Annotated in this window: 18 protein-coding genes; all 18 read right to left on the bottom strand. The window is 35.7% G+C overall.

The window, feature by feature from the left end; all coding sequences use genetic code 11:
* Complete coding sequence (locus BLR62_RS03080) at positions 1-471, bottom strand: chemotaxis protein CheW (RefSeq protein ID WP_090793037.1); 471 nt, start codon at positions 469-471, stop codon at positions 1-3.
* Between the two features lie 11 nt (positions 472-482).
* A complete protein-coding gene (locus BLR62_RS03075; RefSeq protein ID WP_090793034.1) occupies positions 483-2,531 on the bottom strand; it encodes a chemotaxis protein CheA in 2,049 nt (682 codons plus the stop codon).
* Between the two features lies 1 nt (position 2,532).
* Entirely contained in the window at positions 2,533-3,606 is a 1,074-nt protein-coding gene (locus BLR62_RS03070; RefSeq protein ID WP_090793776.1) for a protein-glutamate methylesterase/protein-glutamine glutaminase, read from the bottom strand.
* 6 nt (positions 3,607-3,612) lie between these two features.
* Positions 3,613-4,479, bottom strand: coding sequence for a MinD/ParA family protein (locus BLR62_RS03065; protein ID WP_090793773.1), 867 nt, complete (start codon positions 4,477-4,479; stop codon positions 3,613-3,615).
* The gene (flhF, locus tag BLR62_RS03060; RefSeq protein WP_090793031.1) at positions 4,469-5,593 is read right to left on the bottom strand and encodes a flagellar biosynthesis GTPase FlhF; all 1,125 of its coding nucleotides are present in this window, start codon (positions 5,591-5,593) and stop codon (positions 4,469-4,471) included. The genes BLR62_RS03065 and flhF overlap by 11 nt, the downstream gene beginning before the upstream one ends.
* Positions 5,590-7,623 carry a flagellar biosynthesis protein FlhA gene (gene flhA / locus BLR62_RS03055; RefSeq protein ID WP_090793030.1) on the bottom strand — a complete coding sequence of 678 codons (2,034 nt, stop codon included), beginning with the start codon at positions 7,621-7,623 and terminating at the stop codon, positions 5,590-5,592. Before flhA ends, flhF begins: the two co-directional genes overlap by 4 nt.
* Before the next feature lie 87 nt (positions 7,624-7,710).
* Entirely contained in the window at positions 7,711-8,793 is a 1,083-nt protein-coding gene (gene flhB, locus BLR62_RS03050; RefSeq protein ID WP_090793027.1) for a flagellar biosynthesis protein FlhB, read from the bottom strand.
* A gap of 3 nt (positions 8,794-8,796) precedes the next feature.
* Positions 8,797-9,576, bottom strand: coding sequence for a flagellar biosynthetic protein FliR (fliR, locus tag BLR62_RS03045; protein ID WP_090793025.1), 780 nt, complete (start codon positions 9,574-9,576; stop codon positions 8,797-8,799).
* 4 nt (positions 9,577-9,580) lie between these two features.
* On the bottom strand, positions 9,581-9,850 hold the full coding sequence (gene fliQ, locus BLR62_RS03040) for a flagellar biosynthesis protein FliQ (RefSeq protein ID WP_090793022.1): 270 nt from the start codon (positions 9,848-9,850) through the stop codon (positions 9,581-9,583).
* Positions 9,851-9,870: 20 nt separating this feature from the next.
* A complete protein-coding gene (gene fliP / locus BLR62_RS03035) occupies positions 9,871-10,539 on the bottom strand; it encodes a flagellar type III secretion system pore protein FliP (protein ID WP_090793019.1) in 669 nt (222 codons plus the stop codon).
* 2 nt (positions 10,540-10,541) lie between these two features.
* Positions 10,542-11,198, bottom strand: coding sequence for a flagellar biosynthetic protein FliO (locus BLR62_RS03030; RefSeq protein WP_090793016.1), 657 nt, complete (start codon positions 11,196-11,198; stop codon positions 10,542-10,544).
* A 4-nt stretch (positions 11,199-11,202) separates the two neighbouring features.
* Positions 11,203-11,565 carry a response regulator gene (locus BLR62_RS03025; protein ID WP_090793013.1) on the bottom strand — a complete coding sequence of 121 codons (363 nt, stop codon included), beginning with the start codon at positions 11,563-11,565 and terminating at the stop codon, positions 11,203-11,205.
* A gap of 20 nt (positions 11,566-11,585) precedes the next feature.
* Positions 11,586-12,761: a flagellar motor switch phosphatase FliY gene (gene fliY / locus BLR62_RS03020; protein WP_090793009.1), complete on the bottom strand. Its 1,176-nt coding sequence runs from the start codon at positions 12,759-12,761 to the stop codon at positions 11,586-11,588.
* Positions 12,751-13,752, bottom strand: a complete 1,002-nt coding sequence (fliM, locus tag BLR62_RS03015; RefSeq protein WP_090793007.1) for a flagellar motor switch protein FliM — start codon at positions 13,750-13,752, stop codon at positions 12,751-12,753. The genes fliY and fliM overlap by 11 nt, the downstream gene beginning before the upstream one ends.
* Positions 13,753-13,780: 28 nt before the next feature.
* Positions 13,781-14,197, bottom strand: a complete 417-nt coding sequence (locus BLR62_RS03010; protein WP_090793004.1) for a flagellar basal body-associated FliL family protein — start codon at positions 14,195-14,197, stop codon at positions 13,781-13,783.
* Complete coding sequence (locus tag BLR62_RS03005) at positions 14,187-14,408, bottom strand: flagellar FlbD family protein (protein WP_090793000.1); 222 nt, start codon at positions 14,406-14,408, stop codon at positions 14,187-14,189. Before BLR62_RS03005 ends, BLR62_RS03010 begins: the two co-directional genes overlap by 11 nt.
* A gap of 49 nt (positions 14,409-14,457) precedes the next feature.
* Complete coding sequence (flgG, locus tag BLR62_RS03000) at positions 14,458-15,318, bottom strand: flagellar basal body rod protein FlgG (RefSeq protein WP_090792997.1); 861 nt, start codon at positions 15,316-15,318, stop codon at positions 14,458-14,460.
* Positions 15,319-15,391: 73 nt separating this feature from the next.
* Positions 15,392-15,769 (bottom strand): TIGR02530 family flagellar biosynthesis protein, encoded by a 378-nt coding sequence (locus BLR62_RS02995; RefSeq protein WP_090792995.1) that lies wholly within the window; start codon positions 15,767-15,769, stop codon positions 15,392-15,394.
* Positions 15,770-15,773 lie beyond the last annotated feature (4 nt).

Genomic DNA, 15,773 nt, shown 5'->3' with positions numbered 1-15,773 from the left:
CTAACCTTTCGCTTCTGATAAATTTGTTATAGACTCATTAGCGAGTATTTTATCAATATTTAAAAGAATAAGTAATCGGTCATCTAATTTAGCCACGCCATCAATATATTCAATTTGAACAGAACCAACAACTTCAGGTGCAGGTTCAATTTTCTCTTTTGGAATATCGATCACATCATAAGCTGCATCAACAATCAAACCAACATCCATATTATTGTGATGGATTATAATTGTACGAGTGCTATCTGTCTCTTCTTGTTCATCAAAACCAAAACGTTCCCTTAAATCTAGTATAGGTGTAACGACACCTCTTAGGTTCAAAACCCCCTTCACAAATGAAGGTGCTCCAGGTATACGTGTAATATGCATCATTCTTTCAATTGAACCTACCAAGTCTACAGGCATTGCATACTCTTCATCATTTAATTGAAAGACTATCGATTTAATGTAATCTGTTGTAACATCAGCCATTCTTATACCTCCTATTTAATTAATGCATTCGTATCGACAATTAGCGCAACTTGACCATCACCTAGAATCGTTGCACCAGAGATAGCAAAGATATCGGATAAATAGTTTCCTAGTGATTTTAAAACGACCTCTTGCTGACCAATAAATGTATCAACGATCAAACCTGCCATCTTATCACCTTGCCTTATAATCACGACAGAGTAGTAATCATCTTCTTCACGATCACCAGGTACACTAAAGACATTCTTGAGCGATACAAGTGGTACAACTTTTCCTCTAAAATCGATAACTTGTTTGTTATGTGCTCGCATTATATCTTTCTTATGAACAATAGCTGTTTCAATTATAGAAGATAATGGAATAGCGTATTTTTCATTTTCCACCTCTGTAAGCATTACCGAAATAATTGACAATGTAAGTGGAAGTTGAATAGAGAACATTGAACCTTCGTTTAACGTCGATTGAATGGTTATGTTACCACCAAGTGATTCGATAGTATTCTTCACAACATCTAATCCAACACCGCGTCCTGAAATATCCGATATCTGATCAGCCGTTGAAAAACCACTTTCCATAATCAATTGATAGACTTGTTGATCGGAGTATGATGCAGCTTGTTCACGCGTAATGACATTATTCTTAATCGCCTTTTCAATCACTTTGTCACGGTCAATACCCGCGCCATTATCTGAAATTTCGATAAAGACATGATTACCGCTATGATAGGCATTAAGTTTAAGAACACCCTCTTCAGGTTTACCTTTCTTAACTCGCTCTTCTGGCATTTCAATACCGTGATCAAGCGCATTTCTAATCAAGTGAACAAGTGGATCACCAATCTCATCTATGACTGTTCGATCAAGTTCCGTCTCAGCGCCATAAACTTGCAAATCGATTTTTTTGTTTAAATCTTTAGCAAGTTGTCTGACCATACGAGGGAAACGATTGAATACTTGATCAATTGGCACCATACGCATGTTTAAAATAATGTTTTGCAAATCACCAGAAATACGTGTCATGTGCTCAACTGTTTCTTGTAATTCATTATTACGAAGAGAACTTGAAATTTGCTCAAGTCTACCACGGTCAATGACTAACTCTTCAAATAAGTTCATTAAGGCATCTAAGCGATCGATATTAACACGAATGGTCTTACTAGCCATTTGTCCTTTTGAAGATTCTTTATTTTGATCTGAATTAGACTTCTCAGCTGGAGCTGTTGATGATTGTTCTGCAGCCTCTTCACTTGATTTCTTCGTCTCTTGTGACGTTTCAGTTTGTTGATTTTCTATAGCAAAATCTAATACTGTTACTTTTTCAATTTCTGAAACTTTCATAATCTTTTGTTGGATGGCATCGTTATCTTCTTTTGAAACTAAAATAACAGTAAATTCATAATCAAAATTTTCATCCTCTAATTCAGTAACAGTAGGGGTTGATTTGATGACCTCGCCTACTTGCTCTAGAATTTCAAATACCATATAAACCCGAGCTGCTTTTAATAAAGTCGATTCTTGCAATTCAACTGTAATTTCATAATTGTTAAATCCACTCTCTTTAGATTGCTCAAGAACTGTTAATTCAAATTGATCTAATTGAGTCTCACTTTTAGTAGCTTGCGTCACTTTTTGTTCAGGTTGTTCTGTTTTTTGACCTTCAATTGAAGAATCATTCTTAAAATCACCATTTTCAATCGCTTGTAATTGGTTAACAAGCTTCGAGACATCTTTTTTACCTTCGCCTCCTTCAATGATATCTAATACCATTGCTTCTAGGTCATCAACCGCATTAAATATGACATCAATGATTTCTGTGTTTAACGTCAATTTGTCGTTTCTTACACCGTCAAGAACATTCTCTAACTTATGCGTTAAATCAGCTAAATCTTGAAACCCCATCGTCGCAGACATACCTTTGAGTGTATGTGCTGAACGAAAAATCTCATTAACAATGTCAATGTTTGTAGGATCCTTCTCAAGTTCTAAAATTTGATCATTTAATGACTGGATGTGTTCTTTACTTTCTTCAATAAATACGTCAAGATATTCATTCATCTCCATGCTATTCACCTCTAATTTTCAATTGATTAACAATTGCATCTGATATACGGGGTAATGGCTCAACAAAATCAACTTGTTTTGTTTTCATTGCAGCTTGAGGCATTCCATAGACAACACATGTTTCTTCATCTTCAGATATTACAATTGTGTTTGGATTTGCTTTTTTCATTTCAATAATACCGTTAGTCCCATCAGCCCCCATACCTGTCATTACAACAGCAATTATATCTGTTTGTGTCAGTTCAGCTAAAGACTCAAACAATACATCAACAGAAGGCTGATGAATGGAAGTGTGCGCTTCCTTTTTAACCGATGCTTTATAACCGCTTGATGTTTGAACAACTCTAAATTGAAATCCCCCAGGCGCAATATAAGCGACTCCATTTTCTAATCGTTCTCCATCTTCTGCTTCTTTCACTTTAATTTGTGACAATTGATCGAGCCGTTGAGCTAAGGATTTAGTGAATCCAGCTGGCATATGTTGAACAATCGCAATTGGAGCAGGAATATTACTTGGAAATCGTGTGACCACTTGTTGCAAGGCTCTGGGTCCACCCGTTGAGGTGCCAATTCCAATCAATGATTGAGTCTTTTGATTCATAAATGGAATCCGTTTTTGATCAATCGGTTTAATCGCTGGTGAAGGGTTTGGAGATTGTTTCATCTCATTTGCTTTCACCTTAGCACCGTGTAAAACCTTACTTATTATTTCGGATTCAATGTCCTTAATGTTTAGAGAAATTGACCCAGAAGGTTTTCCAATAAAATCAACAGCCCCTAATTCCATTGACTCAACGGTTTTATCTGCCCCTTCTTTTGTCAAACTAGAAAGCATAATTACAGGTCTAGGAAACTTATTCATGATTTCTTTTAAGGTCGTGATACCATCCATTATTGGCATTTCAATGTCTAGAGTAACAAGGTCAGGATCAAGTTCCCTTATTTTACCTAAAGCATCTTGACCATTTCTCGCTGTTGCTATTACTTCGATTTTTACATGATCGTTTAAAATGTTTGAGATCATCTTACGCATAAAAGCTGAATCATCAACAACAAGCACTTTAATTCGTTCCATAACCATCTACCTCTCTTTTATGAATGATTTTAACCGTGAAATAAATGAGGAAGGCGATTTGTGATCAATATTAATTTCTCCAGATAAATATTGATCTGTTAATAATTGAATCGATTTTGAAGCTTTTGATGATGAATCGAATTGTGTGAACGGGACTTGCTGAATCACTGCTTTTGATACCACTTTATCATAAGGAATTATTCCTAACGGTCGTAAAGATGTTGATAAAAATCGTTCTGTTACTTTTTGCAAACGACTTAAAATTGCTTTGCCATCTTTATTTGATTCCGCTCGGTTAATTAAAACATAAAAAGGTAACTCCATATTTCGTTGATAAATGTGTTTGATCATAGCATAAGCATCCATCATAGATGTCGGTTCAGGTGTTGTTACAACGATACACTCATCAGCTGCTAAAATATAACTTAAGCTATCATCTGTCGCCCCGGCTCCCATATCAAAAAATATGTAATCATATTCATAGGTCAGAGCCTCAAACTGTTCTAAAAAGTAATTAAATTTATTTTGATCCATATGAAACACATTTGAAAGCCCAGATCCCGCTGCAATATACGAAAGAGAATTTGGACCTACTTCTATAATATCATGAATTGACAAATGATTCTCGTACATATCAACAATTGAATAATTTGACTGAACACCGAGTAAAATGTCAACATTACCCATCCCTATATCCAAATCAACAATTAAAACAGATTTTTCTTTCTCAGCTAATGTCAAGGCGAAATTTAGAGTGAAATTTGATTTTCCAACACCACCTTTTCCACTTACAACAGCAATCGTTTTAGCTATTTTTGCATGATGGCGATGAACATTTTGTCTTAACTGACTTGCTTGGTCGTTATGAGTCATAATCATCGAACCTCAACAGTAATTCCGTTAAATAAGACGGTTTAGCCAATTTAATATCATCTGGTACATCTTGACCATTTGTCATATAAGCAACACCAATATGGTTTTTCTTGACTAAATTTAAAACGACACCATAAGTGGCTGTTTCATCAATTTTAGTAAAAATTAATTTTTTAAGGGGAACCTTATGAAATTGGTCATATATTTCCATTAAATCATCTGGCTTAGTTGTTAAAGACAACACAAGATATGTATCAATGTCATGTTTTAAATCAACAATTTCACCTAATTGCTCTACATACTTTGAGTCTCTGAAATTTCGTCCAGCTGTATCTACATACACAACATCATAATCTTTGAATTGATCACGTGCTTGTTTGTAATCATCAATGGTATAAGCAATTTCAATTGGAATATTTAAGATTTTAGCATATGTTTTTAACTGCTCAATTGCAGCAATTCTGTATGTGTCGGTCGTAATCATCGCTACTTTTTTATGTTCATTTAATAAACTATTAGCAGCTAGCTTAGCAATGGTCGTTGTTTTTCCTACACCAGTAGGCCCTACTAAATGAATGAATTTCTTATCATGCTTCACTTCACCTGACTGATACGTTTCAAAAATAGAGGAAAGATGATTTTTCAAGTTCGATTTTGCTTCATGATACGTTATATTTTCTTCATGAATAGATTGATACACTTCATCTACTACTTCTTTAGCTATATCGAGACTGACATCTTGTTCAGTTAAATCATTAATTAATGACTCAAACGCAGCTGGGTAAACAGTATCACTCTCTTGTGATTGAGATTCAATCCATTGTCTTAGCGATCTTAGTTCTTCTAATACAACTGTTTGATTTTGTTCATTTGAAGCCGATTTCTTTTCTCTTGATGAGAAACTTACTTCTTTTTTAGGTTGTATCGATGATTTTTTAACGGGTTCTGGTTCAACGGCAGCGACGACTTCAATTTGCTTTTTCTTGAATAACCCTAAAAAACCACCTGTTTGAATCGTTTTTGAATTTAAGATGACAACATCTTGTCCAAGCTCTGCTCTTACCTTTTTCATAGCTTCAGGCATTGTCGGTGCCGTATATTTTTTTACCTTCATCCTGCTTTCACCACCCCAACACTTTGAACATCTAGATTCGGTTCTAATTCATTATAAGACAAGACAACGACATGTGGGAAAAAGCGATCGAGTAATTGTTTCATATACATGCGTATTGTAGGTGAGCATAATATGATTGGTATTTCTTCTTGTAGCGATGCTTTTTCAACTTTATCTGTTACTGAACGAATGATACGTTGTTGACTGTCTGGATCTAATGCTAGGTAATTTCCATGTTCAGTTTGTTGAACATGGTCAGCAATCATTTGTTCTACCTCACCAGCTACCGTAATGACGCGCAGTGATTTTGAACCTTCTGTATATTGTTTCGTAATTTGAGACGCTAAAGCCTGTCGACAATATTCGCCTAAAAGCTCTGGATCATTCGTCATCTTACCAAAATCAGCAAGCGTTTCAAAAATAACGGGTAAATTACGAACAGATACTTGCTCTCTTAGTAATTTTGCTAGAACTTTTTGAACATCTCCTATGCTTAATGGTTCTGGTGTTACCTCTTCTACCAATATTGGATATGATTCTTTTAAATGATCGATCAGTTGTTTTGTTTCTTGTCGTCCTAATAGCTGATGAGCGTGTCGTTTAATGACTTCCGTAATATGAGTCGAAACAACCGATGGCGGATCTACGACTGTATAACCGGACAGCTCAGCATCATCTTTTGCTTCTTCGCGGATCCATTTAGCAGGTAAGCCAAAAGCAGGTTCTTGTGTTTCGATACCATCTAACTCGTCATCCTCTTGATCAGGTACCATTGCTAAATAGTGATCCAAAATAAGTTCACCTGATGCTACTTCATTACCCTTTATTTTAAGTTGATAAGCATTAGGTGATAGTTGAATATTATCTCGAATACGAACGACTGGTATCACAATTCCAAACTCAATTGCCAGCTGACGTCTAATCATGACGATACGATCCATTAAGTCGCCACCTTGACTGGCATCGACTAGCGGAATTAAAGCATATCCAAATTCAAATTCAATCGGATCCATACTAATCAGATCAACAACATTTTCTTGTGATTTAATTTGATCACTAGCTTGTTGTTCTTCTTCCTCCTGTTCGTCATATACAATTTCTTTAGCTGGACGTTCAAGGAGAATACCTCCACCAATTAAAATAACTGCAATCATTGTCGTTAACCAAAAATTAATCGGTGTTAAACCAAATAGAAAAATCGTGCCACCAGCAATATATAAAAGTTTAGGGAATTGTAACAGCTGTCCAGTTACATCACTACTTAAATTCCCTTCAGATGCTGCTCTTGTCACGACAATACCTGTAGCAGTTGAAATAAGTAATGCCGGAATTTGACTGACTAATCCATCCCCAACCGTTAACTGCATATAAGTGTTAATCGCTTCTTGAAATGTCATTCCCAATTGAAGCATTCCGATAACTAAACCAAACACGATATTGATTAGAACAATAACAATACCTGCTATAGCATCTCCTTTTACGAACTTACTCGCACCGTCCATTGCACCATAAAAGTCAGCTTCTCGTTCTATTTTTTCACGTCTTTGTTTGGCTTGTTGTTCATTAATTAAACCTGCATTTAAATCAGCATCGATACTCATCTGTTTACCTGGCATCGCATCTAATGTGAATCGTGCACCCACTTCAGAAACACGTTCACTACCCTTTGTAATAACTAAAAATTGAATAATAACCAAGATTACAAACACAACAAACCCGACTAAAGGGCTGTCACCAATAACGAACGTACCAAATGTATCAACAACATTCCCTGCATCCGCTTCACCTAGGATCGATCTTGTGGTCGATACGTTTAATCCTAATCTAAATAAAGTTAATAATAAGAGTAGGGATGGTAATATAGAAAATTGCAAAGGTTCACTAGTATTCATAGCGACTAAAATAACAACGAGTGCTAAAGATATATTGGTTAATATCAACAAGCTAAGTAACCAACCCGGAAGCGGGATGATCAACATAATAATAATCGTTATAACAAATAAAAGTACCGATATGTCTTTTGCCTTCATTTTTTTCTCTCCTTATTTGAAAAAGGATCTTAAAATAACTCAATTTATAATTTATTTGAGCCTTTATATCTTTTATTGCAATTAATGTTAAGCTTTTTTCTCCACTTGGTAAACATAAGCTAACACTTCTGCGACGGCTTGAAAGAATGATTCAGGAATCACCTGATCGATTTCAACATCACTGTATAATGCTCTTGCTAAAGGACGATTTTCTACAATCATAACTTGATTATTCTTCGCTACATCACGAATTTTAAAGGCGACATAATCAACACCTTTAGCAACAACATACGGGGCATCTGATTTATCTTCATCATATTTAATAGCTACAGCATAATGAGTAGGGTTTGTAATAACAACGTCAGCATCTGGAATTTCATCCATCATTCGCTTCGTTGCCATTTGGCGTTGACGCTCCTTAATTTTTGATTTAATTAAAGGATCCCCTTCAATGTTCTTGTGCTCATCTTTTATATCATTTTTGGACATTCGAATGTTTTTCTCATGATCGTAGCGTTGGTAAGTATAGTCCAAAGCCGCCAAAAAAAGTAAGGCTAAAGATGCATATATGCCCATAGAAATAGCAGTAGAACTAAAAAAACTTAAAGCTCCATCTATATTTCCATTTGCGAGCATTAACATATCGCCACGATTCATCCATATAATTGAAAATGTCACAGTTCCTATAACTGTGATTTTTAAAATTGATTTTAGTAACTCTACAATGGCTCTTGCTGAGAACACACGCTTAGCGCCCGAAATGGGATTGATTTTATCTAATTTAAACTGAAGAGGTTCTGTTGTAAATAAAAAACCGACTTGCATTAAATTAGATGCAAGGCCCGCCACAATCGCAACTCCCATTGCCGGAGCAATAGTTAAAGCCATATACCCAATAACCTCAACAAAAATAGTGTGCAGTGTATCAGGTGTTAAATCCCATAAAACATATTCTGTGAATACATGCTCATATAAACCAGTGAAACGTTCATGCCAAAAAGATCCGATGACCATAAACGCAATAAACATAAAGAAAAGTAAAATGGCGGTGTTTATTTCTTGTGATTTAGCGACTTGACCTTTCTGACGTGTATCTTGACGTTTTTTAGGGGTTGCTTTCTCTGTTTTTTCACCAGAGAAAAACTGTAGATCTAAATGTAGTAATTCCACTTGTTAACCCCCTCCTAATATCCGCATGAAGATTTCCATCATTTCAGTCATGTAACCAAATAGACTTTGTACAAGATTTATGTAAATTACAACAAACATACTGATTAGAAATAAAGACACTGTGATTTTTAACGGGATCCCCACGACAAATACGTTTAATTGTGGTACTGTTCTTGCGATAAGACCCAATGCAACATCAACCAAAAACAATCCTCCAACAATTGGTATAGCCATCTGAAATGCCATAAGAAACAATTGATTAAATAATGTCACAACAGCCATAATGTAATTTGTATCCGATAATTGGATTGCCTGGTCAAGTGCTATAACCTCAAAACTATAATAAATACCATTAATAAATAAATGGTGACCATCCACGGCTAATAAAAATAAAATAGCAAAAATATTAAAGTATTGACCAATAACAGGACTTTGAGCCCCTGTTTGTGGATCTACAATGTTTGCGATCGCAAAACCCATTTGAAAGTCAATAAATCCACCAGCTATTTGGACAACTGTAATAATAAGATAAGCGACTAACCCAATGATAATGCCGATCAAAACTTCTTTAAAAATGAGTAACACATAGGTTAAGTCCATAGCAATCTCTGGTATATCAAGTGTAAAAATTAAAACCCAACTCATAAAAAAAGAGATCCCTATTTTAAATGGTGTAGGTATATTTTGATAAGAAAAGACAGGCACTGTTGCAATAAAAGAAACAATGCGAATGAGTACAAGTAAAAAGGCTGGTAAATAATTTAAGTCAATTAAAGTTAACATATTTTCAACCTACAAACTGATTCAAATTAAGAAATATACTAGACGCGAATTCAACTAATCGTGTCAACATCCATGGACCAAAGATGACAATCCCTACCATAACGCCGACGATTTTCGGGATAAAGGCTAACGTCTGTTCTTGAATTTGCGTCGTTGCTTGAAAGATACTGACCAACAAACCGACTGACAACGCTAATATTAAGAGTGGCCCTGCTACCATAAGCACGGTTATAATACCTTGTTCTGCAAGGCTTATTACGAGTTCTGAACTCATTATCACATTCTCCTTTTACACTACAGAAATCCACTTAGTAGGGCATCTGTTATTAAGTACCAACCATCCACTAAGACGAATAACAACACTTTAAATGGCAACGAGATCATAACAGGCGGTAACATCATCATACCCATTGACATAAGTACACTTGCCACTGTCATATCAATGACCAGAAATGGAATGAAAATCAAAAATCCCATTGTAAATGCTGTTTTGAGTTCACTAATTGCAAAAGCCGGTATCATCACTGTTAAAGGAACATCATCAATGCTCTCTACAGGCCCTGTATCAGAATAGTTTAAAAACAAAGCTAAATCACGTTGCCTTGTATGTCCTGCCATAAAATCTTTAATGGGTTCACTTGCTTCATCATAAGCCTCTTCTAATCCAATTTCTTCATTTATTAACGGGGATATAGCTTGCTCATTAATCTCTTGAAATGTTGGAGCCATAATGAAAAATGTCATGAACAAAGCGATTCCTATTAAGAGTTGATTCGGTGGCATCTGTTGTGTTGCTAAAGATGTTCTTGTAAAAGATAAAACAATGATAATTCTTGTGAAACTTGTTAGGAGAATAAGAATACTAGGCGCAAGAGAAAAAATCGTCAATAATAATAAAAGTTGAACTGAAGTTGAGACAGCTTCAGGGTCTGTTCCAGCGAATATATCAATAAATTCATTCATAATTAATCATGATCCTCATAATGAGATCTTATTTCTTTTCGTTTGTTCTTCATTGCATCAAGTTCTCCTTTAAATAGCGACCCAAAACCATTCGTTTCATTAGTTACATCTTTATTCTTGTCTGTCTTTTCTTCCGAATTCTTACGTAAAATTTGATTAAGTATCGATTGATGGTCGAAGCCAGTACTTTTTGTTTGCTCTGACATTTTACGTTTTGATTGTTCATCGGTTATCTCTGTTAATAAAGAGACATCATTTCCCACACCGATTAAGAATACTTGATCTCCAACTTTAATTGTTTGAATCGATTTATTAGAACCTACAGAAATACCACCTAAATTCTGCAAATGCTTACCTTCTTTATTACCGTGAGATGCTCGATTAAAGAATTTTAATAATAAATAGATCAATCCAATAATTAACGCTAATGCTAAAGCAACTTGAATCATTAATACGAAAACATTGGTCTGCTCTTGAGCGAGTTCATCTGTTAGATTTGTCGTTTGTTCTTCAGATTGTTCGTCTTGATCGGAATCATCTATTTCGACTTCTTCATTGTCGAAATAGTCACGAACAGATTGGTTGTTCTCCTCGGCCATTATAGACTCAGGAGCCCACAACATGAGAATCATCAATGTCATTGCAATAATACGTTTCATCTCATCAGTCCAATGCTTTATTAATAGCCTCTAATACTCGATCCGCTTGGAATGGCTTTACAATAAAATCTTTTGCACCAGCTTGAATCGCATCAATGACCATTGCTTGTTGACCCATTGCTGAACACATAATAACGGTTGAGTTCGGATCCATCGCTTTAATTTCTTTTAATGCTTGAATACCATCTTTTTCAGGCATGGTAATATCCATCGTGACAAGATCGGGTTTTAATTCTTCAAACTGATCAACAGCCTGTTGACCATCTGCTGCTTCACCAACCACTTCAAATCCATTTTTAGATAAAATATCTTTAATCATCATACGCATAAATGCTGCATCATCTACAATCAAAACTGAATGTGCCATTTATTCATTCCTCCTATTACCTATTTTAATTTATTCAAGCGATCAGATTGGCTAACGATATCAGTCACTCTGACACCAAAGTTCTCATCAATAACAACAACTTCACCTTGAGCAATTAGTTTATTGTTCACTAATATATCAACAGGTTCACCGGCTAATTTATCCAATTCTAAAATCGAGCCAGAAGATAGTTCTAATATGTCTTTAACTGCTCTCTTTGTTCGTCCTAATTCAACTGTTACTTGTAATGGAATATCTAATAACATATCTAAGTTACGCTTTTCTGCTTTCGGTAAATCAACTTGTTCAAAACTTTGGAACTGCGCTTGTTGAACTTCTGTATTTGCTTGTGTTGGTTCACCGATCGATTTTGGTTGTCGAGCCGATTGTTGCATAGCAGGTGACGGTTGAGCACTTTCAGCTTGCGGTTGTGCAGGTGTTGGCTGTGCAGCTGGTGTTGGTTCTGCTTTTTCTTTCGCTGGCTCTTCTTTTGACGGTGCATTTAATAAGCTGTCCACCATATCTTTTGCAAACTGTGTTGGTAATAACTGCATGATTTGAGAATCAATTAAGTTACCAATCTTTAATTGAAAAGCTACTTTAATCAAAATGTCATCGTCAGGTATATACTTCTCACTTGATTCTTCAGAAACATCTAGCATCATAGTTGATGGCGGTGAAATATCAACACGTTTAGAAAAGACTGTCGACATGCTCGTAGCAGCTGTTCCCATCATCTGATTCATCGCCTCTTGAACCGCACTCATGTGAATTTCATTTAGTTCAACTGAGTCTGTTTCACCATCTCCACCTAACATCAAATCAGCTATGATGGCTGCATCATTTGAATTAAGAACGAATAAATTAGCGCCTTCAAATCCTTCTGTATATTCAACTTCTACACCCACATGTGGATGCGGAAATTCTTCTTCTAAATCATTTTTACGAATAACAGAAATCGTTGGCGTTGTAATGTCTACCTTTTGGTTCAAAAGTGTTGCCAGTGTCGTTGCGGAACTGCCAAACGATATATTGCCAATCTCACCTAGTGCGTCTTCTTCGATATCAGATAAAATGTCACTAATATCTTGCTCATCTGCCGATGTTTCTTGAACTTCTTCTGTTTCTTCTTCATCATCTGTATTATTAAGTAGTGCATCAATTTCATCTTGAGATAACATTCCATCATTCATCATTTGGGGACCCCCCTTGAATTTCTTCTAATATTTGAACTGCCACTTTATTACCTTTTTCACCAGGTTGTACATGATAAAGTGGTTCTTTGTCAGATTCTAAAACGAGTGGTTCGTTTATCGACTGATTGAGCGTTAATACATCATCATTTCCTAACTCCAAAAAGTCTTGAATCGATATTGACGTTTTTCCTAGTAAAACACTAACATCAATTTTTGTGGATTCAATATTTTCTGTTAAGCTTTCATATTCCTCTGGTTTGCGTTCTTTCTGGGTTTCAGTCTGCATCCAGTAATGAACAGATAACCTAGGCATAATTGGTTCTAATACGACGTGAGGAATACAAATATTAATCATTCCACTGCTTTCTCCGATTGTTGTATTCAACGAAACAACAACAACCGTTTCGTTAGGTGATACTAACTGAAGAAATTGTGGATTCACCTCAAACTCTTCTAGCATAGGGTCAATCTCAGAGACAGAAGACCATGCTTCTTTTAAATTATCCAACGATTTTTCAAATAAATTTGACATAATTGTGGATTCGATTTCTGTTAAATTTTCAATCTTATTAATGCTGTTACCTTTACCACCCAAAATTCGATCAAGCATCGCATAAGCAATATTAGGATTAATTTCAAAAATAATTCTGCCGTCTAAGGGTGACATGCTAAAGATATTCAAAACCGTCATCGTTGGAATTGATCGAATAAATTCCTCGTACGGTATCTGATCAACCGAAGCAACAGATATATGTACATAAGTCCTTAATTGTGCTGAGAAATACGTCGTTAACAATCTAGCATAATTCTCATTAATACGCGATATACTTCTAATTTGGTCTTTTGAAAACCTTAGGGCACGCTTAAAGTCATATACACGAACTTTTTTCTCTTGTTCCTCTTCTTTTAACTGGTTAGCATCCATTTCACCCGATGATAATGCTGAAAGTAGGGCATCAATTTCATTTTGGGATAGTACCTCATCTGCCATCACTCTCACCTCCTAGTAAGGAGTACTATTACTGTACAATTTTACTAATAATGTAAATGTCGGTAATTTCCCCTTCTTCCATTTGCTCATTCATTTCTTCTTTCAACAATCTTTCTAAACTATCTAAATCCTCATGTAGTTCACTAGATGATAAATTAACCGATTCTTTAATTAAAATATTTTTTAGTTGGAACTCTCTCTTTTCCACTTCATCTCTAGCATCTTCACTATTTGTAATAATACTAAATTGAAGTTGCACAAAACGTCGATCTTCTAAATCTAGATTGATCTCTTCTGTTTGATAAGCATACTCTAATTGTTCGTCTAACGTTAGCTCGCGATCAGGATCATCTTCATTTACGAGAAGATAAATAATAGCCCCCATACCTGAAATCGTAATAACACCTAGAATAACTAAAATCACTTTAAAAATTTTACTGTTCATTATCTTCACCTACTTTTTGTTGCCAACCACTTAAACCGATTGACTGATAAAAATGAAATACACGATCATATATCTCCTGTTCGGTTTCTTTGACAACGAGTTTCTTACCATTAATGAGTGTAATCGTCGTATCTGGAAATGATTGTACTCTCTCGATATACATGGCATTTAACGTGAATGGATCACCTTTAAAATTCGTCACTTCTATCATAAGTTTATGTTAGGAGCAAGCTCATCACGTGCTTGCCCCTTCCTCCAATCTATCGTTTCAAGTTAACAAGTTCTTGTAAAATCTCATCCGAAGTTGTAATGATTCTGGTATTCGCTTGGAAGCCTCTTTGAGCAGTAATCATATCGGTGAACTCTTCTGCCAAGTCAACATTTGACATTTCTAATGAGCCAGATACGATTGATGCCACACCACCAGATTCTGGTTCAATTAAATCAGGAATGCCGTCTTCTCCTTGCATACCATCATTTACTGAAGAACGGTACATATTCGATCCTACTTTTTCTAAACCACCTGGGTTTGAGAAGTTAGCAAGTGTAATTTGTCCAGCTTCTTGTGTGTCACCATTTTCATCAATATAGTTTACAACCCCATTTCCTTGAATGCTAAAGCTTGCAGCATTTTCTGGAATTTGGATACGCTCTCCTTGACCTTCTTCCGTACCTTCTTGCGAACCGACAAGGTATTGTCCATTTGAATTGACAATATAACCCTCTTGATCAAGATACATATTCCCCGCACGTGAGTACTCTAGATTAGCATCTGCTAAATCAAAATTATCATCATCTATACCAGTAGCGAAGATAAACATGCCATCGCCTTCTAAAGCGAGGTCAAGAGTTCGATCTGTCGTTTGACGGTTACCTTGCGTGTGGATATTATCAATCGAACCGACTTGCGAACCTAAACCAACTTGTTGAGCATTAATACCACCACGGATATCCGTTGGTGCTGAAGCACCTGCGACCGTCTGGCTCATCATATCTTGAAATGTTGTACGGCCTTTTTTATACCCCGATGTATTAACGTTTGCAATATTATTACCTACTGTATCAAGTTGTGTTTGAAAACCTTTCATACCTGATATACCTGAAAACATTGATCTTAACATATTGTTTCCTCCTTAGTGTGATTGTCGTGTCAATCAGTCAACGACATCCTAGGCCTCCTGAATAGGTCCAGCCTTAATCGAGTAAAATCGTTCCATTAATGTTTGTAAAGACACGACTTTGGGCTTCTGATCGATCCATTGCCGTCACAACCGTCTTATTTTTAACACTTATTAAAAGCGCACTATCTTCTGTTATGACAAGTGAATCTGTAATTCCCTTTTTGTCTGCATCTTTAATTGAGCTTTCGATTTTTGCCCATTTCTCGTCTGAAATGGCAATATCTCGTTCATTTAATCGGCTTTTTGCATGCTTACTTATTTTTAGTTCATCTGTTGCTTTATCTAACGTTTCTTTAAATGATCGCTTAGTCTCTGTTTTTTCATTCTGAACATGTGATTGCGGTTTAAGTAAGGCTTGTTTGGGTACATGTTGAATACGATGATCTAACATGATC

It is taken from the genome of Pelagirhabdus alkalitolerans, assembly GCF_900096905.1.
In the GTDB taxonomy this organism is placed as follows: Bacteria; Bacillota; Bacilli; order Bacillales; family Amphibacillaceae; genus Pelagirhabdus; species Pelagirhabdus alkalitolerans.
This window is presented reverse-complemented; position numbering and strand designations above follow the sequence as displayed.